Origin of the sequence: Nonomuraea sp. NPDC003709 (assembly GCF_040610775.1) — a bacterium.
In the GTDB taxonomy this organism is placed as follows: Bacteria; Actinomycetota; Actinomycetes; order Streptosporangiales; family Streptosporangiaceae; genus Nonomuraea; species Nonomuraea angiospora_A.
This window is the reverse complement of sequence record NZ_JBEXMW010000019.1, coordinates 241,448-262,369: the sequence shown is the minus strand read 5'-3', so window position 1 is coordinate 262,369 and position 20,922 is coordinate 241,448. Positions and strand designations below refer to the sequence as shown.

Annotated in this window: 23 protein-coding genes; 9 read left to right on the top strand and 14 right to left on the bottom strand. The window is 68.7% G+C overall.

Features of this window, described 5'->3' with window-relative positions:
* Positions 1-1,183: 1,183 nt before the first annotated feature.
* From ABZX61_RS44900 to ABZX61_RS44890, 3 genes are read right to left on the bottom strand one after another with little or no spacing between them, the layout of a single operon-like run.
* Positions 1,184-2,662, bottom strand: coding sequence for a hypothetical protein (locus ABZX61_RS44900; protein ID WP_355203922.1), 1,479 nt, complete (start codon positions 2,660-2,662; stop codon positions 1,184-1,186).
* Positions 2,659-2,994 carry a helix-turn-helix transcriptional regulator gene (locus tag ABZX61_RS44895; protein WP_355203919.1) on the bottom strand — a complete coding sequence of 112 codons (336 nt, stop codon included), beginning with the start codon at positions 2,992-2,994 and terminating at the stop codon, positions 2,659-2,661. The genes ABZX61_RS44900 and ABZX61_RS44895 overlap by 4 nt, the downstream gene beginning before the upstream one ends.
* Positions 2,991-4,091 (bottom strand): tyrosine-type recombinase/integrase, encoded by a 1,101-nt coding sequence (locus ABZX61_RS44890; protein ID WP_355203916.1) that lies wholly within the window; start codon positions 4,089-4,091, stop codon positions 2,991-2,993. Before ABZX61_RS44890 ends, ABZX61_RS44895 begins: the two co-directional genes overlap by 4 nt.
* A 135-nt stretch (positions 4,092-4,226) precedes the next feature.
* Between ABZX61_RS44890 and ABZX61_RS44885 the strand changes: the two genes are divergently transcribed.
* Complete coding sequence (locus ABZX61_RS44885; RefSeq protein ID WP_355203914.1) at positions 4,227-4,580, top strand: hypothetical protein; 354 nt, start codon at positions 4,227-4,229, stop codon at positions 4,578-4,580.
* A 240-nt stretch (positions 4,581-4,820) separates the two neighbouring features.
* Complete coding sequence (locus tag ABZX61_RS44880; RefSeq protein WP_355203987.1) at positions 4,821-5,735, top strand: DUF4158 domain-containing protein; 915 nt, start codon at positions 4,821-4,823, stop codon at positions 5,733-5,735.
* Positions 5,736-5,741: 6 nt separating this feature from the next.
* Here ABZX61_RS44880 and ABZX61_RS44875 read toward each other — a convergent pair whose 3' ends face one another.
* The 4 genes from ABZX61_RS44875 to ABZX61_RS44860 form a co-directional block, all read right to left on the bottom strand.
* Positions 5,742-6,242, bottom strand: coding sequence for an AAA family ATPase (locus ABZX61_RS44875; RefSeq protein WP_355203911.1), 501 nt, complete (start codon positions 6,240-6,242; stop codon positions 5,742-5,744).
* 152 nt (positions 6,243-6,394) lie between these two features.
* Positions 6,395-7,306 (bottom strand): hypothetical protein, encoded by a 912-nt coding sequence (locus tag ABZX61_RS44870; protein ID WP_355203909.1) that lies wholly within the window; start codon positions 7,304-7,306, stop codon positions 6,395-6,397.
* Positions 7,303-7,692, bottom strand: coding sequence for a hypothetical protein (locus ABZX61_RS44865; RefSeq protein ID WP_355203906.1), 390 nt, complete (start codon positions 7,690-7,692; stop codon positions 7,303-7,305). The genes ABZX61_RS44870 and ABZX61_RS44865 overlap by 4 nt, the downstream gene beginning before the upstream one ends.
* An 11-nt stretch (positions 7,693-7,703) precedes the next feature.
* A complete protein-coding gene (locus ABZX61_RS44860; RefSeq protein ID WP_355203903.1) occupies positions 7,704-8,234 on the bottom strand; it encodes a CHAT domain-containing protein in 531 nt (176 codons plus the stop codon).
* A gap of 219 nt (positions 8,235-8,453) precedes the next feature.
* Between ABZX61_RS44860 and ABZX61_RS44855 the strand changes: the two genes are divergently transcribed.
* Positions 8,454-9,647, top strand: coding sequence for a hypothetical protein (locus ABZX61_RS44855; RefSeq protein ID WP_355203900.1), 1,194 nt, complete (start codon positions 8,454-8,456; stop codon positions 9,645-9,647).
* Between the two features lie 375 nt (positions 9,648-10,022).
* Here ABZX61_RS44855 and ABZX61_RS44850 read toward each other — a convergent pair whose 3' ends face one another.
* A complete protein-coding gene (locus ABZX61_RS44850; RefSeq protein WP_355203897.1) occupies positions 10,023-10,247 on the bottom strand; it encodes a tetratricopeptide repeat protein in 225 nt (74 codons plus the stop codon).
* A 147-nt stretch (positions 10,248-10,394) separates the two neighbouring features.
* On the opposite strand from ABZX61_RS44850, the gene ABZX61_RS44845 reads away from it, so the two are divergent.
* Positions 10,395-10,835 (top strand): DUF4158 domain-containing protein, encoded by a 441-nt coding sequence (locus tag ABZX61_RS44845; protein WP_355203894.1) that lies wholly within the window; start codon positions 10,395-10,397, stop codon positions 10,833-10,835.
* Here the strand turns inward: ABZX61_RS44845 and ABZX61_RS44840 are convergent.
* Positions 10,770-11,672 (bottom strand): LysR family transcriptional regulator, encoded by a 903-nt coding sequence (locus tag ABZX61_RS44840; RefSeq protein WP_355203891.1) that lies wholly within the window; start codon positions 11,670-11,672, stop codon positions 10,770-10,772. The two genes, ABZX61_RS44845 and ABZX61_RS44840, sit on opposite strands and share 66 nt — an antisense overlap.
* A gap of 188 nt (positions 11,673-11,860) precedes the next feature.
* Here ABZX61_RS44840 and ABZX61_RS44835 point away from each other — a divergent pair, with 188 nt between their 5' ends.
* From ABZX61_RS44835 to ABZX61_RS44825, 3 genes are all read left to right on the top strand, one after another.
* Positions 11,861-12,154 carry a DUF1330 domain-containing protein gene (locus ABZX61_RS44835; RefSeq protein WP_355203888.1) on the top strand — a complete coding sequence of 98 codons (294 nt, stop codon included), beginning with the start codon at positions 11,861-11,863 and terminating at the stop codon, positions 12,152-12,154.
* Positions 12,155-12,415: 261 nt separating this feature from the next.
* Positions 12,416-12,733 (top strand): cation transporter, encoded by a 318-nt coding sequence (locus ABZX61_RS44830; protein WP_355203885.1) that lies wholly within the window; start codon positions 12,416-12,418, stop codon positions 12,731-12,733.
* A 468-nt stretch (positions 12,734-13,201) separates the two neighbouring features.
* Positions 13,202-13,390 (top strand): hypothetical protein, encoded by a 189-nt coding sequence (locus ABZX61_RS44825; RefSeq protein ID WP_355203883.1) that lies wholly within the window; start codon positions 13,202-13,204, stop codon positions 13,388-13,390.
* A 600-nt stretch (positions 13,391-13,990) separates the two neighbouring features.
* Here the strand turns inward: ABZX61_RS44825 and ABZX61_RS44820 are convergent.
* Together ABZX61_RS44820 and ABZX61_RS44815 are read right to left on the bottom strand one after the other, a co-directional pair.
* The gene (locus ABZX61_RS44820) at positions 13,991-14,740 is read right to left on the bottom strand and encodes an SDR family oxidoreductase (protein ID WP_355203881.1); all 750 of its coding nucleotides are present in this window, start codon (positions 14,738-14,740) and stop codon (positions 13,991-13,993) included.
* A 133-nt stretch (positions 14,741-14,873) separates the two neighbouring features.
* The gene (locus ABZX61_RS44815) at positions 14,874-15,614 is read right to left on the bottom strand and encodes an SDR family oxidoreductase (protein ID WP_355203878.1); all 741 of its coding nucleotides are present in this window, start codon (positions 15,612-15,614) and stop codon (positions 14,874-14,876) included.
* Between the two features lie 126 nt (positions 15,615-15,740).
* On the opposite strand from ABZX61_RS44815, the gene ABZX61_RS44810 reads away from it, so the two are divergent.
* The gene (locus tag ABZX61_RS44810) at positions 15,741-16,340 is read left to right on the top strand and encodes a TetR/AcrR family transcriptional regulator (protein ID WP_355203876.1); all 600 of its coding nucleotides are present in this window, start codon (positions 15,741-15,743) and stop codon (positions 16,338-16,340) included.
* 598 nt (positions 16,341-16,938) lie between these two features.
* Here the strand turns inward: ABZX61_RS44810 and ABZX61_RS44805 are convergent.
* Positions 16,939-18,588 (bottom strand): hypothetical protein, encoded by a 1,650-nt coding sequence (locus ABZX61_RS44805; RefSeq protein ID WP_355203873.1) that lies wholly within the window; start codon positions 18,586-18,588, stop codon positions 16,939-16,941.
* A gap of 441 nt (positions 18,589-19,029) precedes the next feature.
* Between ABZX61_RS44805 and ABZX61_RS44800 the strand changes: the two genes are divergently transcribed.
* Positions 19,030-19,335 (top strand): DUF4132 domain-containing protein, encoded by a 306-nt coding sequence (locus ABZX61_RS44800; protein WP_355203870.1) that lies wholly within the window; start codon positions 19,030-19,032, stop codon positions 19,333-19,335.
* Here the strand turns inward: ABZX61_RS44800 and ABZX61_RS44795 are convergent.
* Both ABZX61_RS44795 and ABZX61_RS44790 read right to left on the bottom strand, forming a co-directional pair.
* A complete protein-coding gene (locus ABZX61_RS44795) occupies positions 19,310-19,687 on the bottom strand; it encodes a hypothetical protein (RefSeq protein ID WP_355203867.1) in 378 nt (125 codons plus the stop codon). The genes ABZX61_RS44800 and ABZX61_RS44795 overlap by 26 nt on opposite strands.
* Before the next feature lie 14 nt (positions 19,688-19,701).
* Positions 19,702-20,919, bottom strand: coding sequence for an ATP-binding protein (locus tag ABZX61_RS44790; protein ID WP_355203865.1), 1,218 nt, complete (start codon positions 20,917-20,919; stop codon positions 19,702-19,704).
* Positions 20,920-20,922: the final 3 nt, after the last annotated feature.

The window sequence follows — 20,922 nt, the reverse complement described above, 5'->3', positions numbered from 1 at the left end:
ACCGACGAGATCGAGGGCCGTGCCGTCCCCCCGACGACGACCCGGGCCCGCCAGCGGGCGAGCCGCCCCCGAGCGAGATCGAGGCGGTCTTGCTGCTGGAGCAGATGCTCGGCGCCGTGCTGATCCCCCCGGCTTGGCCGCAGCGACCACGGCGCGGGCGCTCGCGCTCGTGGAGCAACGGCCCGCCTGACGAGTAGACCCGAAGCGCCCCTGCCAGGGGGTGTCGGTAAGGAATTACGTCACCGAGCCCAAACGAGCACGTTCGCCCAGCTCGGCCGACAGGGCACAAAATGCACGTTCTGTGGGTTTGTGCTCTCGGATGCGAAGCTCTGAGCAGGCACAACGACGCCCCATTTCGCCGGGGGCGTTCGTGGGTGAATGGCAGGCTTCGAACGCTTCTCGGATTTCCAGGGGGATTGGACCGCGGTCGTTCACCTCATCGGGCGCCATTTTGAGTTCGGTAGCGAAACCCTTCCGTCCGCGCCGCCGCCCGAGTCCGGGTCTGACCCGTAGTCGGACAGGATGAGGTAGCTAGATGAATCCGGCACTAAATTCCCATCCTGATTCCTAAAATCATAATATATCACCTCGCTGTCATGACCGTTCGCCGTCAGGAACGCTCGCGCCATCATGACGGCTGCCCAATTCAGGCCCATGTCGTAGTACATGCTCCAATCGGCTATAGGATCCGTCGGCTTCTTCCCAGGCGTGTTGTTCTCCCACTCACTGCCCCCCCCCAATTAGTAGGTCCCAGTTACCCCAGCCCACGATGAGGCGATCGAAGTCGAATGCGGTAATGTTTATCTCGAGCATGATTTTCCCTTCTGTCCTGTGGCTGCGGCCGGGTGGCGTGCAGCCCTGCGTAACGACCCTATTCTCGTATGGCCTACGGCTGGGGCCTTGTCACCGGCCCACAACCGTGGGACTCCTCCTCTACCTGCCCTTGCTGCGGCCGCGCTCGGCGGCGCGCAGGCTGCTCCAGTCCGGCGCGCAACTCCGTGACCTTTGTGTTCAGTGCGGCCTGCTTGATGCTCTCCTCCTACAGCGACGAGCGGGTGGCACGGAGTTGGGTGGCCAGGTCCTCGCGGGCGGCGCGCTCCCGGCCGGCTTCCTGCTCCGGGGGCGAGACTGGTAAAGATCGATGATCGTGTGATCTGAGTTCCTGTTCCCCTCTCTGCTCTGTTCACTGAGTGTGATCGTTTGGGGCGTAGCGGCTCCATGTCCCGCCCGCTTCGGAGGCGAGTCGGGTGGTGGTCTTGTCGTGGAAGCCGAGGGCCTGTGCGATAACGGGAGCGGGGGCTTGGAGAACCAGTTGCCGGAGAGCGGCGGTGCGGGCGGCTCGGCCAGGGATGCCGAGGCCGCGGATCAGGTCGGCGAGGCTGCGGTGGTGGAGTGGCTGGCCGGCCCGGCGCCCGGGGAAGAGCCATCGCGCATCGGCGTTGGCGGCCGTGTTCATGTTGGTGCGCTCGGCTCTTGCACGGAGCAGCAGGTCGGAGAAGGGGGCGGGGACCGGAGTGGGTGGGTCGCCCAGACGGATGAGGACCTGGCCGTCGGCCTCGTGGACGATGTCGTCAAGGGTGAGCCGGACGATGCGGCTGGTGGGCTGAGCGTAGAGCAGCATCAGGCAGGCCGCGGCCCGTGAACGGACCGGACCGGCCGCCTCATCCAAGACTCGGCGCAGGAGTTCGAGCCGCCGATGCTGGGTGAGCGGTCGTGCTTCCACCCGATTGAGCCGTGGCAGGCTGAGCCCTCGTGGCATGCGCCCGGTGCGCATCGCCCAGGTGAGGAAAGCGCGTAGGGAACGATGCTCGTGAGGCTTGTGCGTGGCGTGCCAGAGGTCGACGTCGTCTTGGCCCAGCCGGTCGAGGGGGCGGTGCCGCTGCATGAGCCAGAGGAGGAACTCGTGGGCTCGGTTGAACTCCTGGGTAGTGTGGACCACCGTGCTGGCGGCCAGCGGGCGGTGAGCGGCCCGCTCTCGGAGCTTGAGCAGCTGGTGCCAGGTCGCGAACCGCTGCAGCACCGGTAGGCGGTCTTGATCGGCGAGCTCGGCCAGGCGCCGTTGCAGCCAACTTTCGACATGCAGCAGATGCTTGTCGACCTCGGGGAGCAGGCCGCAGGACATGAGAAGATCGCGAAGATGGGCAGCGGGCCGCCAATCGGGATGTTCGTGAAACGCCTCATGAGAGAGCGGCATGGCCCCGGCCGCCAAGGCGGTCAGCAGATCCTGAACCTTCACACTCCTGAGCCAGGCCAGCCCGCTCTTCGGTCGAGGCATGCCGATGAGCATGCGATGCAGCGGGACGAGCCCGGGGCTGACGCGTCCGGTGCCGTCCTCGAGGAGTGTGTCGAGCCGGTCCTGCAGGGTGCAGCGTTCGCAGAGACGGCCGCCGAGAAGGTGGGCTTCGATGCCGCAACGGGCGCAGCGGAAGTCGCGGGTGATGCCCGAGCAGTCCCGGCAGACCGGTTTGCCGTTGTGGCGGCCCGGCAGCAATCGGTCGGTGCCGCAGCCGGGGCAGATGCCGTAGGTGCGCGCCGCCTTCTCGCAGCAGGTCCGGCAGATCAGCCCTTCCCAGTTGGCGGCCTTGGACGCCCGACGGCCGCAACGGACGCACTCGCCCATGTGCCAGCGCTGGTATTTCTCTTGCGCGGAGGATGTGCTCATTCCTGGGCCCGGATGCGGGCGCGCTTGGGCCGGATGGCCGCCAGATCGGTCACTGGGCCTCCGCTTTCACCGGTGGCGGTGCGGCGTGGCCTGGCATCCTCGGCTCTGGTGGCGATGAGGTCGGCCGGGGTGCAGTTGAAGATGTCACAGAGTGCTGCCAGGACCGGGAGCGACAGGCGTTCGGGGCTTTGGGTGACCAGGCGCCAGATCTGCACCGACGACAGGGTGATGCCTCGGTCGGCCAGCGGCTGGGCGAGATCGGTGGCGTTGAACATCCCGTGGGCAGCCATAACCTCGCGCAGCCGCCATTGGTAGCTGACCTGGCGTTTCATCGGTTCTTCCTTCCGGTGCGCAGGGCCGCGTCGACCGTGCTCTCCATCGCCTTGCGCAGAGTGCGGGTGCGGAAGTCGGAGGAGACGCAGGTGTAGATCGAGGTGGTGGAGGCGTGTTCGTGACCGACCTGCTCCTGGACGAACCGGGGATCCCAGCCGTCCTCGATCAGGTGGGTGACGTAGGAGCGGCGGAAGGAGTGAAAGTCCAGGCCCTGATCGAGTCCCAGCGCGTCACGGTAGGTGGCGAAGCGGGTGTTCATCTGGGAGAACCCGATGCGCAGGCTGCGTTCGGAGGGCCAGAGCGCGAGCCCGTGCGCGTTGGCGAAGGCCGGGCGGACCTCTTCGACCCACTGGGAGAGGATCTCCACGATCCAGTCCAAGCCGCCGACACCGTCTCGCGGGCCGACGGTCAGCACGCTGCGGCGCTTGGGCGGGGAGCCCTTCATGGCCTTGCCGAAGCGGACGTAACAAACCCCGAAGTCGCCGAACATGCGAGCGTGAGGGTTGGGGCCGAAGTCGACCAGGTCGAGCATCCGCGTCTCCCGTCTGCGCAAACCGTAGGCGTAGGCGGTCTTGAACAAGGTGGCATCCCTGAAGGCGGGCAGCCAGCCTTTGCGGCCGGCTCCGCTGATCCGCTCGACTTGCTCGTCGGCATGGTCGAAGAAGGCTTGCAGTTCATCGCGGGTGAAGGCGCGCTTGACCGGATCGGCCTCGGACTCCTGCAGGTGGGTGGCAGTGTTCCACTCGTGGCAGACCTGGATGGGGTGTGTGCCGAACCGGCGCTCGCACTCGGCCGCCCACCCGTAGGCCGGGTTGGTGATGAAGGCGCAGAATGACCGGACGGCCTCAGCGTAATTGCGCAGGGTCGACTGCTTCAGATGCCGGACCGCGCGTAGGTCGCCGAGCCAGTCGTCGACCATTTTCGGCGTCCACTCCCAGGGATGAGTGTCGGCATGACGGCCGAAGGCTCTGACCGCGTTCAGTCTGCCCTCAATCGTGGAGAAGGCGAGGTTGCGCGCGAGCTGCTGGTTGCGCCATCCGTCCAGCATGGCGTCAGCCACCTGCTCGTGCGGGCGCAGCAACACCGTTCCAGCCACAAGTTGCAAGCTCGCCGGACCCGGCACCGCCCCGTCCCGGCTCACGATTCGTCACCCTCCGTTCGGTTACATCAAACGAAGGAATCTTTCATCAGAGGTAATCGCCTGGCAAGTACGCAGGTGGGAACATCGATCATGACCACGCCCTTGACCCAGATGAGCGAGCGCGAGTACTTCGCGACCATCAGACGCCGACCAGGGATGTTCGTTATCGGCGGTCGACTGGCAGGCCTGGAGGCATTCCTTGAAGGCTACGACCAGCACGCCAAGCGCCACGGCGGTCCTGGCCTGCAGGGATGGACGGAATGGCTCATCGCCCGCCGCGGCGAGACCTGCGGTCACCACTGGTCAGGACAGGTGCGCCACATCGCCGTCGCCACCTGGGACCGCTGGGAGCTGTCCGCCGAGCAGGAAGAACTCGTCATCGACGCCCTGTTCAACCTCCTCGACGAGTACCTCGCCGAACGCGAGGCAGCTGCCACACCCTGATCGCAATCCCGGCCGGGCGACAGGCGAGGTGTCAGGTGATCGGAGATTCCACCAACTGCAATAGCGACTACTCGGAGCCTGGGTGCAGAAATTGGCGCTAGAAACTTGATCTTCGTTTCGGTTCAATGACGAGGACCGTTTGCCCTGGTGGGTGGGCTTACGGTCCTGGCTCATGCCATTCGAATTTCTCTCAGATGAGCAAGTAGCCCGCTACGGCCGCTTCCCTGAGGAGCCGACAGCATCGGAGTTGGAGCAGTTCTTCCGGCTGGACCGCGCGGCGCTGGACGCGCTGGCCGACAAACGCCGCCGGCCACCCGGCTGGGGTTGGCCGTGCAGTGGACGACCGTGCGGATGCTCGGGGTCTTTCTGACTGAGAACCCGCTCGCGGTCCCGTCCGGGGCGGTCGCTTTCGTCGCCGAGCAGCTGGATCTGGATCCGGCCTGCTTCGCCGACTACAGGCAGCGGCCCAAGACCGCCTACGAGCACGCGTGGCAGATCCGCGAGCTGCTCGGTTACCGCGACTTCGGCGTATGTGAGCAGGAGGTGCGCCAGTACGTGGCGGCGCGGGTGTGGGCGTCGGTGGAGGGGCCGCGGGCGTTGTTCGACCGGACGCGGGTGCACCTGCTCAAGGAGCGGATCCTGCTGCCGGGCATCACCGTGCTGGTGCGGCTGGTCGGGGAGGTCCGGCGGGCGGAGAACGAGCGGCTGCACGCGCTGTTGTCGGGCCGGTTATCGCAGGAGATGCGCGCCGCGTTGGTGGGGTTGCTGGCGGTGCCGGACGGCAAGCGTCGTTCGGAGCTGGAGCGGCTGCGTACGCCGCCGAGGAAGGCCTCGGGCCGGGTGATGGCCGAGGAATTGCGCCGGGTGGCTGAGATCGCCCGGCTCGGCGCTGGGGTGGTGGCGACCGATCCGGTGCCGGCGGTCAGGCTCGGGGCGCTGGCCCGATACGGGCTGGCGGCCAAGGCGCCCACCCTTCGGGATCTGGCCGAGCACCGACAGGGCGCGACGCTGCTGGCCACCGTCCGGCACCTGGAGACCTCCTCGGTCGATGACGCCCTGGACGTGCTCGATCTGCTGGCGCGCGCGGAGCGGGCGGGCAAGGCCGAGCAGCTGCGCACCTTCCCGAAGCTGCGCAAGGCGGGGACTCCTGTTTGAGCCTCGTTAAGGCTTACCGGTCTTGACCTGGCCGATGAGATCCCTCAACTGACTTACAGTCTCGGTGAGCAGCTGACGTGTGTCGATTTCCATCGTTGCCGATGCGCGGAGCAGCGGCTCGACCTCGGCCGTGTCTTTGATGACCCTCTCGCGTTCGTCGAGGGTCTTGCCAAACTGGTTGGTTTCACGCGCGGCGATACGCTCGAGCATCACCTCGAGGGGTGCGCTGAACAAGATGACCTGATCGAACCTGGGATAGAACTCGCCTTGGTTCCGGGACGTTCCGGAGATGAAGAGCGGCACACCTGAGACTTCGTGTTCGGCGATCAGCTCGGTGATGCGATCCTCACGCCATTGCAGCTCAGTGCCGGTGCCGTCAGGAGCTGGAACGTCTTCCATCCAATCGCCATAGTCGGTGTCCACAACCCGATAGCCAAGCCTCGCCAGCTCACCGAGAACCGTCGACTTCCCGGTGCCGGACATACCGGTTATGAAGATCACCGCCACGTCCGCATCATAACGGTGCATCGAACGCGAGCGCCCTACTTGCCTGACGCGCCTTACGGACCTTCAAGCGGCAGCCGCCGAGGCCCGGGTCGCCGACCTGCTGCAGGCCCTGCGAGATCGGCGCACCTGACGTTCCCGTGAAACGGCCGAGGTCAGTCCTCGTCCTCCGTGGCGAAGCGCATGCCCGGTGGGGCGATGCCGCGCCACAAATACGTCGTGACCTCCTGGCCCGCGGCGGGCTCGCCGGCCGCGTCCGCGGGGGGCGGCCAGCGGAGTCCGCGGTAGACGCGGCGCCGGTACAGGTCGAAGACCGACTGCATGAGCAGCCCGTACGCGCGGGCCCTGGCGAGCATGGCGCCGTAGTAGACGGCCGGGCAGCCGAGGAGCGTGACGAGCGGGGCCCACCAACTCCAGGGCGTCCAGACGGCGAAGAGCAGGCACCACAGCCACAGCCGGGCGGCGTCGTCGAGGCCCTTGCGCGCCAGGGTGAGCTCCTCCTGAGGCTCCTTGTCCAGCGAGAGCCACAGATGGGGCCAGCACAGGACGGGGTCGAGGCCGTACCGGGCGCGGGGGCGGTCCTCGGCGGCCCGCAGGATGTTGCCCAGGCGGGTGGGCATGGCGGACGAGGCTTCCGCCGGGAGGTCGAAGAGCCGCTGTTCGGCGATCGCGCGCAGGCGCTCGTCCTCGGGGCCCGCCTCGCCGTGGAACGCCTTGGCGGTCAGCTCCTGAAGGCTCCGCTCGATGCGCTCGCGCCGGCGTACGGTCCGCTTCCGCAGCGGGGCCCCCAGGCGCCCGGGCCAGTAGCCCTCGAGCAGGCGGAGTACGGGCAGCGTCAGGTGTTCGGCGATGACCGCCGAGGCCGCGACGAGCATGAGCACCGCGGCGAGCAGGAGCAACTGCAGCACCGTCGGGAGGGCGGCCAGGCCGGTGGCCCAGGTCCTGCCGTAGCCGGAGGTCCACAGGGCGAGCAGGCCGCCGGCCCAGAAGCCGAAGGCGGGGGTGAGCACGCGAGGGGCGAGCTGTTCGACGAGGTTGGTGCCCAGGCTCTGGCCGATCGGGTTCACGGGCCGGTCCCGCCCTCGTGGTCGCGGACCAGGGGAGCGCCGTCGTTAGGGCAGGTGGGAACGGGTTTGGCCAGGTCGAGATGGAACCATTCGTAGCCGTCCTGCGGGCAGACGTACCTGGGCGGCATCGGCGCGCGGCCGGGGCCCGGGGGCGGTTGCACGCCGCGGCTGCTCTCGCTGTCGACCAGCTCGGCGGCGCGCCGCCGCAGGGGCGGATGGCGGCGCAGGAACCTGAGGATCTCCTCATCGACGGGCTCGCCGCCGCGTCCGCGCTCGATCAGGGCGGACAGCTCCTCGGCCGTGGCGGCCACGTCGCCGGGGTCCAGCAGCGCAGGCAGCTCGGCGAGCAGCCGGTCGGCGAGTTCGATCGTGGCGCCATCCTCCATGGGTCCCCCCGTCAGCATCCGATGTAGCAGAAAGCCGCCCACCCGGCCGGGTCGGCGTAGTGCCGGCCGGTCGGCTCGGTAAGGACGAGCGCGTTCCAGCAGGCGCGGGCCGTCTCGGCCGGCAGCCACTCCGTGCCGCCGCGCAAGGCGTCGAACTTCTCGAACTTCTCGCCGTCGGACGTCGAACGCATCCATCGTTGCGCGGCGCGCAGGGCGTCGGCGGGCGACAGGCCGTCGCCGCGCCACTTTTCGCAGAAGGCGGCCATGAGGAGAAGGGCGCGGCTGTCGAGCACGGCCCACATCGAGCCGACCACGCCCGCGGTGCCGGCCTGCAGCATCGCGGTCGGCAGGCCGATCACCTCCTCGGGCAGCATGGTGCCGGGAACGGCGGTCTCGCAGGCGCTGAGGATCACCAGCCGGGCGTCGAGGCCGAGGCCGGCGAGGTCGGCGACCGTCAGTACGGCGTCGCCGGCCAGCACGCCCCCGAGCGGCTCGATCATGGCGGGGGTCAGGCCAAGGGGGACGGAAGCGGGTTCAGTCATGCCGACACGGTAGGGATGCGGCCTGCGATGTGGATTGAACGCAATTGCACGTTAAGTCAACGGCGTGCGCATCCGTCCTTGGTCACCGCGACGCGGCCAGATCGAGCGCGCCGAGGTGCGGCCGGGCAACGACTTCCGCAGGTGGTATTCGCGCGGTATGTATGAAGTCCGGGGATCTTCCCGGCTTGCTCGCCAAACTGCGGGAGGTAGGGGACCGGCATGAGCGACGCGGCAGCGGACATGATCGAGCATGAAACGCACTGGTACGGCGGTGATGTGACGCCATACCAAAACAAGGCGCTGGAGCTCGACAATATCGTCAAAGCACAGCAGGACACGGCCGTTAAGCTGCTGAAAGCGATGTGGGCTGCCGGTCAGGCGCGTGGGCTCGTCGCCGACGACTTCGATACTTCGGAGATCAGGGGCCTGTCGGGGCGGCCACACCCTCTTGTCACCGCCATATTCAATGGGCAGGTCAACACCTCCATGGCAGGACGCCCTTGTGCCCCGAACCTTGAGGCGATGCCGGCGTATACCGATGAGAGCGCCGCCCCGGCCAGCGACAAGGCGCGCGATGTGATCGCCCAGGCCACGGCATCCTCGCCCCTTGACTCCCTTTACGACGACGAACGGGATCCCCCTTTCGTGGTGTACACCGAGAGCGCCAAGTTCGCCGCCGCGCAGATGCTGGACATGTTGTGGGCCGTCGGTGAATCCTTTGGCCTCAGCGCTGACGATTTCTTGGACCCGCTCGACCCTTCCCGCGACAGCGCCGGACCGCTCGCCCGAGCGGCAGTGGCCGCGCACGTGAACGCTTACGGCCGGGCGTCGGACCTGGTCACCGACGACCCGCGCCAGAAGATGCTGGACACTCTCTCCCGTGCCCCCCGCGACCTTCAGTCCCAGGTGGATTGGAGAGATGGGGTAGAGGACATCGGCGAGCGAACGGGCGATTTTTATGCTCTGTGCGTTCGATTCCCCGGGCCATCGGCTATCGCCTTCGAGGATTACGAAGATTCCGCGCTGTTGCTGGAGCGCAGTGCGGGCACGAAGCACCAATGGCAGTGGAACCTGCGAGGTGTCGGGCGATTCTTAGATCAGGACCAGCTCGAGGGCGATCGCAACAGAAAGGCGGGAGTGATCATTGGGTCGCCGTCGCCGGAGACCGCCGGTGGAGTCTTGCAGGTCGCGCTGCAGGCACTGAGAGGCGACATTCCGTCATGGTGGCGGCAGGAGCATGCCGTGACAGTGGTCACCCATGATGATGATTTCCCGTGGATTTACAACCCTTACTGGGACAAGCCCGAACCTCCAATTCCTTTCCAGAAGGTGTCGGGATATGAGTGGGTTTATCCTGACAAGACCGACTCTGACGGGAACTATATCTGGGCCAAAGACAATTCGGATGATTAGCTGATCCGATATCCGGGCGGCCCAGGCACCCTCACGCCCATTCCCTGTCGCCGGGGATGGGCGTCGGCTGTGGCCTCACCCCCGGCCGCATCCCTCCATGATTCCGGCCACCATCGTCCCCATCGGCTCCTGATCTTCCGCCCTCCCCGGTTCGTACTCCATGAGCCCGATCCCCACGACCTCGAACCGACTCACCCACCGCCGTGATCAGCGAGATGAGCTCGTCAGGCGTCGGATATCCCATGCTCTCGAAGAACCGCGGGTCGAGCACGTCGAAGTCGATATGCAGATAAACCACGAAGTCGTCAGCTGTAGGCGGTGGCAGCGGCAAGGAGCGTGCGCGTCCTGACTCCCAGACCGTCGATTAAGGCCGGCCTAGCCTTTCGCTTCTTCCGCTTGCTCTGTCCAGCGGGCGATTTCCTGCCGGGTGGTCAGGATGTCGGGGTGCCCGGCGCCCAGGACCCGTTGGCGTACAGCGAGTAGTGCGGCGAGCTGGTCACGGGCAGAGGCCGCGTCCCCCGCCTTCCCCGTCCACACGGCGAAGTTATGCCGTACGACGAGGGCCTGGGGGTTCCCGGCGCCCCGTACCCGTTTGCTCAAGGTAAGTAGCGCGGAAAGCTGGTCGCGGGCGGCGGCGATCGCTTATGGCTGCCCGGCTCGGCACCGTGCCTTACATGCCTAACAAGATCATAGCGCTATGACCTGCGAGAATGGGCCAAGAGCCCAAGATAACGATCGGCCCGGGAGTTGCACGTGTTCTACACGCCGCAGACGGAGGAGATCGCGTGGGCGAGTGGGCAGGTGCGGTCGGACAACCACCTGCTGGCACTGATGGTGCAGCTGAAGTGCTTCAACCGGATGGGCTATTTCCCCCGGCTGGATGACGTCCCGGAGGCAGTGGTGGCCCACATCCGCCGAGATCTCGGGCTGGGCGAGGACGTCGCCGCGGTGTACGACTCGGACCGGATCCGGGGCCATCATCGGATGCTGATCCGCCGGCGTAGCGAGGTCGTGTCGGACATTCAGCAAGACCGCCGTCGTCGTCATCACCGCGAAGTACGCCCGGCACAGGGTCTTGGGCCTCGCCACCGCAGGCGTCCGTCTCGCTTGACCTCTTGCGCGTCAGTCCGGCAGCCAGTGCAGCTCGTGCGCCAGGGTTTTGGCGACGGCACGGATGCGGCGGTGTAGTGGCGACTGCTCGCGTGGGAGGACCAGGTGGAACGTCAGGCTGGGAGCGCCCCGCAGCGGTCGCCAGGTGAGACCGGCCGGTTGTGCCGTGGCCGCGGCTTCTCCGGCCGGGGCGAGGGTGACCCCGTCGCGCAGGTCGCGCTGAGACATGTCGAAAGAGACTGCGGGCGTGTGGAATCGGGGGTTTGGTCGGGTGTCTCGGAACAGTGCGGACAGCTGATCGTGGATCACGGGGTTGGCCGCACGGTCCGGGAGTCGCAGCGGATACGCGGCCGCGTCGGCGATCTCGATCTCCGGGTGTTCGGCCAGCGGATGGTGCTGCGCCAATTGGACCCCGACGCGCGCACGCCGCAGCAGGAACCGGCGCACGCCACGGCCCGGCTGTTCACCGCGGGTGATCCCGGCATCGATGCGGCCGTCGGCGACCGCGGGGGAGATCTCCGGTGTCGCCATCGGGACCGCGCCGACCTCGAGTCCGCTGTTGCCGCGAATCAGCCTGTCCACCAGGGCCGGTGCCGTCTCGGCCCCGGCGCTGAGGCTGTATCCGATGCGCAGCGTGCCCAGTTCACCGGCCGCCGCGCTCCGGGCGGTGTCCCATGCCCGGTCCAGCGCCGCCAGCGCGGGCGGCGCGGACTCCGCCAAAGCCGCACCGGCCGTGGTCAATACGACGGTACGCGTGTTGCGGACCAGCAGGGCCGTACCGAGTTCCGCCTCCAATCGGCGCATCCGGGCGCTGAGTGCGGGCTGTGCGATACCGATCCGTGCGGCCGCGCGGGTGAAGTTCAACTCCTGCGCCAGCACCAGGAAGTACCGCAGGCTCACCGTATCCGGCGCCACGTGCCCTCCCTGCCGATTGATAACGATCCGTTCTGAGTCTATCCCGTACCGGTCTTTCCCTCGGCCGCACATCAAGCCCTAACCTGCGCATATGGCGATTCAACTGACCGCAGTACCCGTCGCCGGGATCGATCGATCTGAGTGTCAATTCGAAGTCGGACCTGTCCGGCCGAACACAGGAGGTTTCCATGGCTAAGGGCTACTGGGTCAGTGTCTACCCCGCCATTTCCGACCCTGAGAGGCTGACTGCCTACGACAAGCTGGCCGGCCCGGCTGTCCGAGCTGGGGGCGGGCGCACCCTGTCCCGCGGCGGTCGAGTCGTCGCCCACGAGGCCGGAATCACGCAACGCGTCGTTCTGATCGAGTTCGACAGCTTTGAACAGGCCGTCGCGGCATACGAGAGCGAGGCATACCAGAAGGCGCTGGTGGCCCTCCCCGACGGCGTCGAGCGCGACCTCCGCATCATCGAAGGCATCGACTGACCGGCGGGCCCAGCCATCGCTGAGCATCCGTCACCTGAAACGCACACGGTGCCGAACGACGACTCACGAGACGAGTTCGAAGCGATGCCCCACGTCCCAGTTCGTCGTCGACGTCCTCGACGGCCTGATCCCTGTCGGCGGCTCGCCGCGCTACCCAACGTCGAGCAACTTGCCTGACTTGCCTGATACGGCGATCAAGCTCTGACCTGCTACAACGGCGATTTCGGTGCGGGGTTCGCGCTGCTGGCCGCCTACCTGCCGGTGCAGTCCACCTGGGTGCTGGTGGCCAGCTTCCGCCCGCACCACTCCCCGCTGGGCATCGCCTGGACCGCCGTCACCGCGGCGGTGATGTTCGCGCTCGCCTTCGGCAAGGCCCGCACCGGCGCGGCCCTGGACAACCCGGTACTGAAGACCGAGGGTCGCGTCACCCTGATCGACGGCCTGTTGGCCGCCGCCGTGCTGGTCGGCCTGGTGCTCAACTCCCTGGCCGGCCTCTGGTGGGCCGACCCGCTGGCCGGGTACGTCCTCGTCTACTACGCGGTCCGCGAGGTCAAGGAGATCTTCTTCGGCGAGCACTGACCGCGCCCGCTGGCCGACACGAGCACGTCACCGGCCGCTCCGCGCAGGAAGCCAATCGGCCCGTGGGGGCGGAATCGACCAATTCCGCCCCCACGGCCGTATCCAATCCCGCCGCGCCGCCCACCAGCGCAAACACCCCGCCGATCCAATCGGATCCGGTCCAGAATTACGCCTCCGGACCGGTCGAGCGCAAGGCGTACCGGGTCTATGCCGCCCGCATCACAGCCGCCGAGACTCCCGAGCCATGATCAATCTCACCGATAACCCCGGTTCCATTGATCCCCGAGGCCGTGATCACCGTGGACGTCGAAGCGGAGCTGGCCAAGCTGGACGGCGGCGGCTGGCGGCCGTTGCGCCCGGCTGCCGCGCAGACGCTGTCGATCTGATCGCCACGTCCCTGCCGACGGCCGGCGCAGGCGATCTTAGCTGAGCAGCTGAAGAACTCTGCCGGCCTGGCGCTGCAGGGTTGTGCGGGGTGGCCGGGCCGTCGGGGCCGAGCTGGAGGAACCAGCCCAGCGCGATCAACCGGCGGAACTCGTGCACCCGCGCGGCTTCGCCTGGGGCCAGGTTGATGCGGGCCAGCAGGTGTTCGGCGTCCAGACCGCCGTCGAGGCGGGAGATGTGCTCGCAGACCTCACCGACGAGTACGCAGGCTGATTAACGGCCGCTACCGGCAGGCCGGGCAGGCATGCCTCCGCCGAGGGCAGTCATGGCCTACGCGCGATGGTTAGGATCCCGCGAGGCGATAGTCGTCCGGCGCCTGATGACGAACCAGCCGTGCCACTCGGTGCATGGTCCAGAAGGCGATCTTGAAACAGGTGGCCGGGAAGCTCTCCGAGAGAGGGACAGTCATGGACGTCGATCTGCGCAGGTCGTATAAGGCCGGTCGGCACCCTGCGCAGCGCAACCTGCGGTGCTCTTCACTCCACGCTCTGATCCGGACTTTCGGCGAGGGACTCCAGCCGGTTCTGGAACGCAGCCTGGACAGGGCCGTCGGGCAGGCAGCAGCCGCAGCAGTTCCCCGGCGGCGGTCAGCAGTCGCTGTTCGATGAGGCCGCCGTAGCGGGCCTGCTCCAGCAGCCGGTGGATCAGCTACAGGTCGGCTTGGGCCGCGCGCAACTGCCCGGCGAGAGTGGCCAGGTCGAGGCCGCGTCCGAGTCGCTTATGGTCGTGCGCCACGAGCGTGACCGCCACCCCGCCGAGCGCAGCTCACGGGCCAGGCCGACGACCCTGTCGAGCTCGGGGCGGGTGGTGAGGTTAGTAGGCGAGTTCTCCGATGCCGCCATCGACGCGCAGGACGGTGCCGGCGGTGTACGCGGACTCCTCCGAGGCGAGGTAGACGGCCGCCTTCGCCACCTCGGTGGCGGTGCCGATGCGATGCAGGGGCACGGTCCGCCGGAGTTCGTCGTAGATCGCGGCCTGCCGCTCGGGGCCGAGCGAGGCGAACGTGTCTGTGAGGGTCGGCCCCGGGCTCAGCCCGTTGACCCGGATGCCCCGTTCCTTCAGCTCATAGGTCAGCCCGCGGGAAAACGACAGCAGGCCCGCCTTGGCGGCACCGTAAACCGCCGCGTTCTCGTGCCCGATGAAAGCCGAGACCGAGCCGACGAGAATGACCGAGGCTTGCCGTGACAAGAGCGGCAGCAACGCTCTGATCAGGAAGAACGGCCCTTTGAGATTGGTGGCGACGAGCCTGTCGAACGCCTCCTCGGTCCATTCCTCGATCGGGAGATGAGTGACGTCGGCGGCGTTGCTCATCACGATGTCGAGCCGCGGCCACTCCTCCAGCAGCCGCGCCGCGAGCACCGCCTGGCCGGACACGTCGCCGGCGTCGCTGACGATGGACAACACCGGGCCGTCCAGCTGCCGGACGGCCTCATCCAGTCGTTCCCGCGAGCGGCCGGTGATCGCGACAGCCGCTCCCTCGGCGAGGAACTGCCGGGCACTCTCCAGCCCGATGCCGCTCGTCCCGCCCGTGATCAGTGCGCGCTTTCCTGCAAGACGACCCATGGAACTCGTTCTCCTGACTCGCGCCAAGGCGCGTGATTGTGGTGATGGTGACGGGCCATCCCCGCCATCGTGAGACACCCACCTGACGCCGGATTCCTCACCGCGGACGTGGCCCTGGCCGGCGCGTCGGGGGTCAGATGGCGGTACGGCCTCCGTCGGCGGCCACGACGGCGCCGGTGACGTAGCTGGCCTGGTCGCCGGCGATGAAGGCGATGACCCGGGCGACCTCGGCGGGGTCGGCGGCGCGCTTGAGCGCGGTCGTCAGTCCCATGCCGCCGAGGTCCGGGCCCATGGCCGCCACCACCTTGGAGGTGGTCATCGGGCCGGGCGCCACGGTGTTGACGCGCACGTTGGAGGCGGCGAATTCGGCGGCCCAGGTGCGGGTCAGGGATTCCAGCGCTGCTTTCGTGGCGCCGTAGACCGCCATCGGCGGCATGCCCAGGCCGGCGGCGGTGGAGGTGACGTTGACGATGCTGCCGCCCCCGCTGGCGGCCATCTTCGGTGCGAGCCGGGCGACCAGGATGAACGGTGCGCGCACGTTGACCGCGAAGGCGGCGTCGTAGGCGGTGAGGTCCTGGTCGGCGGTCATGCTGAACGGGACGACGGCCGCGTTGTTGACCAGGATGTCCACCGCCCCGGCGTCGTCGGCCAGCCGCCGCACGGCCTGCGGGTCGGCCAGGTCGGCGCCGATGAAGCGCACGGCGCCCGTCGCGCTCTGCCGTACGTCGACCACGACCTGGGCGCCGCGGTCCGGGTCGGTGCCGGTAATAATCACGTTTGCCCCACCGGCGGCGAGAATCTTCGCCGTGGCGTGCCCGAGCCCGCCGATGGCGCCCGATCCGGTGATCAGCGCCGTCTTGCCGTGGAAGTCCATGTGGTCCTGCCTTTCTCCGCTGGTGCGCGAGCTCGCCAGCGACTTCTATGCGAACGTTCAATAAGTTGCCCGGCCATCAACGTACAGACTTTTGTGTGAGCGGTCAAAAAGTCGTAACCTGGGAACATGGCACGCACAGGACGCCCCCGCGCGTTCGACAAGGACCAGGCCCTGGAGCGCGCGCTGCTGCTGTTCTGGTCCCGGGGCTACGGAGAGACCTCTGTCCAGGACCTCGTCGACGCGCTGGATCTGGAGCGGGGCAGCCTGTACGGCGCCTTCGGCGACAAGCGGCAGTTCTACCTGGCGGCGGTCCAGCTGTACTGGGACACCTACGAGCGCGAGCTGATCGCGGCGCTGGAGGCCGGGCCGGTGCTGCCGGCGCTGCGCGAGGTGCTCGCCAACCCGGCCCGGGCACAGGAGCACGCCTCCGACGCCGGCGTTCCGCAAGGGTGCATGATCGGCAACACCACCGCCGAACTGGTCCCGCAGGACGCCGAGGCCCGCGACATCGTGGCCCGCTCGCACGCCCGTTTCACCCAGATCGTCGCCGACGCCCTGCGGCGCGCGCAGGTCGGCGGCGAGGTCACCCGTGCCGCCACCCCCGAGGCCCAGGCGCAGCTGGCGCTGTTCACCGTCCAAGGCCTGTCCCTGGTCTCCCGCGCAGGACTCGACACCTCCGCCGCGCTCGCCGCCGTCGACGCCCTGATCGACGCCCTTCGTGCTTGAAGAGCATCATTCCGGCGGGGTTGTTTTCATTCCGGAATCCACTGGTCTCGTCCGGTCCAGACCTGATCGCGGAGGGTGGCCTAGGGTCGGTGGTGCGGTCTGCCCACGCTGGTCGGGGAGTACCGCATCCCACTGACCCTGCCCCAGATCCGCCGGCTGCTCGCCGCACTCGTACTAACCCGGCACCGCCCCCTCACGGACATCCTGCGCTGGTCACACTGGCGCCGACGCCACCAAGCCACCGCCCGGCACTGCCACTACCAACACAGATCCGACCCATGATCGCGAAATGTCACTGGAGTATCAGCCGAGCGGACCGTCCCCGGACTCGCCGGCACCGGCGGCCCTGGGGGCGAGCCCTGGTACGGCGGGGACCTACCCGGCCCTCCGCCCAGCGCTACGAGCGTGAATCCGCGCACGGGAAGGAAGCCGATGAGCGACGACTGGCGACCGCGTTCGGCGGACGTGCTGGCGCTCCTGATCCAGGCGTACCTGGCGTTCGTCCCCTGGCTCCTGGAACACGTCGGCGGGGCCTGGTGAGTTACCACCGGATCCCGGCCGAGGTGCCCGGCCCGGCGGCCGGGCACCGGTCATCGGGTCACTTGACGACGATCTGATGGGTGGCCTGGGCCGGTCCGGTCCCGCCGTCCCCCGCATAGCTCGCGAGGTAGCTGTACCTGCCGGCGTTGGCGGGCGTGTCGGTGAACGTGTACGTGCCGTCGGCGTTCACCCTCACCGGCGGGAGCTTGACGGTCTTACCGCTGGTGCCCTTGACGTACAGGGTGCGCTGCACGGTGAGCGTGGACCCCGGAGAGGGCGGCCTGTCGCCCGCAGTCAGGACGCCGCTCAGCTCCACGGCCGTGCCGGCGACGCCGGACTGTGGCCCCGTCAGGGTGAGCGTGGCTTCGCGCTTGACCGTCACGGTGACGGAGGCGCTGCTGCGGCGGTGGCCGTCGTCGCCGTCCCAGAACACCCAGTAGATCACCTCGCCGATGTACGGCGGCAGCTCGAAGACGGGCGTGTCCTGGAAGGTGAACGTGCCGTCCTGCCGCGTCGTCACGCCGGTGATCGGCAGTTTCGTCCAGCCGGGCAGGTACTGGATCACCGTGAGCGGCTTGAGCCCGAGCGCCTCGCCGTCGGCGCGGGTGAGCCGCCCCTCGACGGTGATCGGCGAGCCGGCGTACGCGTCCGCGGGGGCCGTCACCGTGAGCTTGGTGGCCGGTAGCGCGACACCCGTCACCCGCCACAGCAGCAGCCGGTCCGTGGAGCTGCGCAGCAGTGCGAAGACGTCCGTGCCGGAGAACGCGACGCCGTCCGGGAGCAGTTCGGCGTCCGGCTGGTCGGCCGTGAACAGCTCCGCGCCCGTCGCCGCGTCGTAGAGGGTGAGGTCGGTGCTGCCCCACTGGCGTCCAGCCGCGACGTACGCGCCGTCCGAGCCGAGCGCCACGGCGGACGGGTACCCGTCCCAGCCGTCGCCGTAGGTGCCGGTCGCCGCCAGGGTCCTGGTGTCGTACCTGGTGAAGTGACCGGGGGTGTCGGCCGCGCTGAACAGGGTGCCGCCGTCGGAGCTCAGGGTGAGGTCGCGCAGGGAGTCGATGCGCCACTCCTCGCCGTCGATCGTGCCGCGCAGCGCGGGGGCGCCGTCGCCGAGGTCGTAGACCAGTATGTCGGCGTGGTGCAGGGCGGTCTGGCCGACCACGAGCGTGTCGCCGGCGGCCGCGAGCGCGGGAGGCCGCAGGTGCTCGCCCCCGACCGCCACGGGCGCCGGGGCGCTCGCGCTGAGATCCAGGCCGACGACGCCGCCGGGGCCGTTGTCGCATCCGTGCCCCACCCACAACCGCTCGCCCAGCAACGCCAGGGTGGACGGGCAGGGGTGGGCCGACAGGTCGATCCGGCGGGTGACGGCGAGGCTCGCGGTGTCGATCTCGGCGACCTCGTTCGAGCCGGTGAGAGCCGCGTACAGGCGGGTGCCGTCCGCGTTCACGGCCAGCTCTTGGACGCCGGGCAGGCCGGTGACGACGCCGCCGGTGAGGTTTCCGTCAGTGTCGGCCACGATGATGCGGTCGCTGGCGGGAACGAACACCCGGCCGCCGCCGACGGCCAGGTCGGCAGCGTAGGAGTCAGTGACCCCGAGGTCGGTGGTGGTGCCGGCCGCCGAGGCGGCGGGGGCCGTGACGGTGAGCAGGCCGGTGATCAGGCCGGCGGCGCCGCAGTAAGCGGCTAATCGGCGAAGCAGGGATGGGGACACAAGAGTCTCCTGCCGGTATGTGAACATGTGTTCTAATAACGTCTCATGGGTGCTCCCACGTCAAGATCATCCGATCGCGCGACACCAAACCGTGATCAAGCACCCTCCGGCGTTCGAGACCGGGACGATTGTCGGTGCCCGCTGACATAGTCGTCGCCATGGCGATTCCCCTCACGTGGGTCCGCGCCGTCCGCGGCCACGAGCCGGCTCTGGACGGGATGACCCTGCGCTGCCGGAAGACCGGCGGCCAACTGCTGGGGTCCGTGCCCAGGGCCGTGCGGTCCAACCGGGTCGGTGAGCAGTTCGCGGCGCTGCTTGAGCACCTGGACGGGCACGAGAAGGAGTGCCGCGCCACCCTAGAGCCATGGATGCTGAACGGGCTGCTGGGCTCCTCGCCGGGTGTGGCCCAACCCCTGATGGCGGGCCTGCCTGCGGCACCTGGTGGTCCGCGTAGAGGGGCGGGCCGAGCCGCTGGAGGAGGTGTCCGAGGACGGGCGGGTGAGCGTCAGGACGGCAGACGGCGTCCCGTACGAGTCGCCGCCCGGCGCCCTGGTGACTCCGGCGCACCCCCTCCTGCTGGACGCCCCGAGGCCGTGGCGGCGGCTGCTGGCGGAGCATGACGCCGTTCAGGGCATTGAGCAGGTGAGCCGCCGGGTCCATCGCGGGCGGGAGGGCCATGACCCCGAGCCATGTGACCCCGACCCCTCAAGATCCCGAAGTGTCACTGGAGTACTAGATGATTGTTGACCGTCGCCGGCGCCATGGCGGCCGCGCTGCCGTCCTTGCGCCGCAACCCGGCAGCGGCCAGGTGATCGCGCCAGGCGGTGATCTCGCGGGCGGTGACCGCCGAGACGCGCGGGTGCCCGAGCCCGGCGGCCAGCCAGGCGCACAGCCTCTCCAGGTGGCGGCTGATTTTCGTGCTCACCTCGGCGGAGCGCACCCCGCGCACCGCGAGGTCGAGGTAGCGCTCGATCCACACGCCGAGATCGTCGTCGGCCGGGTCGAGCTCGCCGGGCAGGCCGACAACCTTTCGTGAAGTGATTTTGCCGCGATCCTCCCCGCCGGCCGGAACGGCCGAGCCGGGCTTCTGGGAAGACACGAAACCAGGTTGCTTCACGGAAGAGCTATTTCCTGAAGCGAATCGGTGTCCTGTGATCTCGCGTCCTTCGTCACCGGGTTCTGCGGGAAGTCGACGGTGATGTCGAGGCCGCCGCCGGTCCGGGCGGCGACCGCGATCCGTCCCCGGTGAGCGAGGGCGACCGCGCGCACGATCGACAGCCCCAGCCCCAGCCCGTCGGTACGGACGCGGGTCCCCTGCCCGTGCACGAACGGTTCCAGCAGCGTCTCCGCCTCACCGGGCAGGACCGGGCGGCCGGTGTTGGAGATCCGCAGGACGGCGCGCCCACCCGCCGTACCCGTGTCGACGACCAGCCGCCCGCCCGCCACGTTGTAGCGGACCGCGTTGTCGACCAGGTTGCCGACCATCCGTTCCAGCAGGACCGGTTCGCCGCTGACCGGCGCCGGCCGGAGCTCGCATCGTACGGCGACGCCGGCGGCCGCCGCCCGCGCTCCGGCGGCGTTGAGGGCGGCGGCCGCGACAGCGGCCAGGTCGACTGGCTCCCGCGCCGCGAGCCCGGCCTGGCTGCGCGCCAGCAGCAGCAGCCCGTCCAGGACGCGCTGCATGTGCTCGACGGCGCCGCGCACGTCGCCGGCCATCGAGAGCAGCTCGGCACGGCTGGGATGCCCGTCCAGGGTCACGTCGATCGCCGTGCGCGCGGTGGTCAGCGGCGTACGCAGCTCGTGGGCGGCGTTGGCGGTGAACAGCCGCTGACTGTCCAGGATCCGGTCCCGCTCGAAGACGCCGCGCTGGATGCGGTCCAGCATCCCGTTCACTGTGCCCGCCAAAGCGGACAGCTCGTCGGCGGGAGCGGTGACCGGCACCCGCTCGGTGAGGTTCTCGGCCGACAGGCGCCGGGCGGTGGACGAGATGACGCGGATCGGCCGCAGCACCCGGCCGGCCATCAACCAGCCCAGTACGGCGGCCAGGGCGGTCACCACGATGAGCGCCAGAGCGGCCTGGGGCAGCAGCGCGGACAGGGTGGCTGTCTGCACTCGGTCGGCGAAAACTTGCAGGTCCACGGCTGTCGGCATCGGCGGGGGAGTGCCCGATGGGCCAGTTCCGCTCCGGTCGAGCTGGGCGAAGAAGGTGCCGCGGCGCATCAGCAGGTAGGTTAGTCCGGTCAGCGCGGCGCCGGCGGCCAGCACCAGGGCGGTCTGCAGCAGAGTGAGCCGGGCCCGGGCGGTCAACCGGGCCATCCTGAGCCGGACCACGGC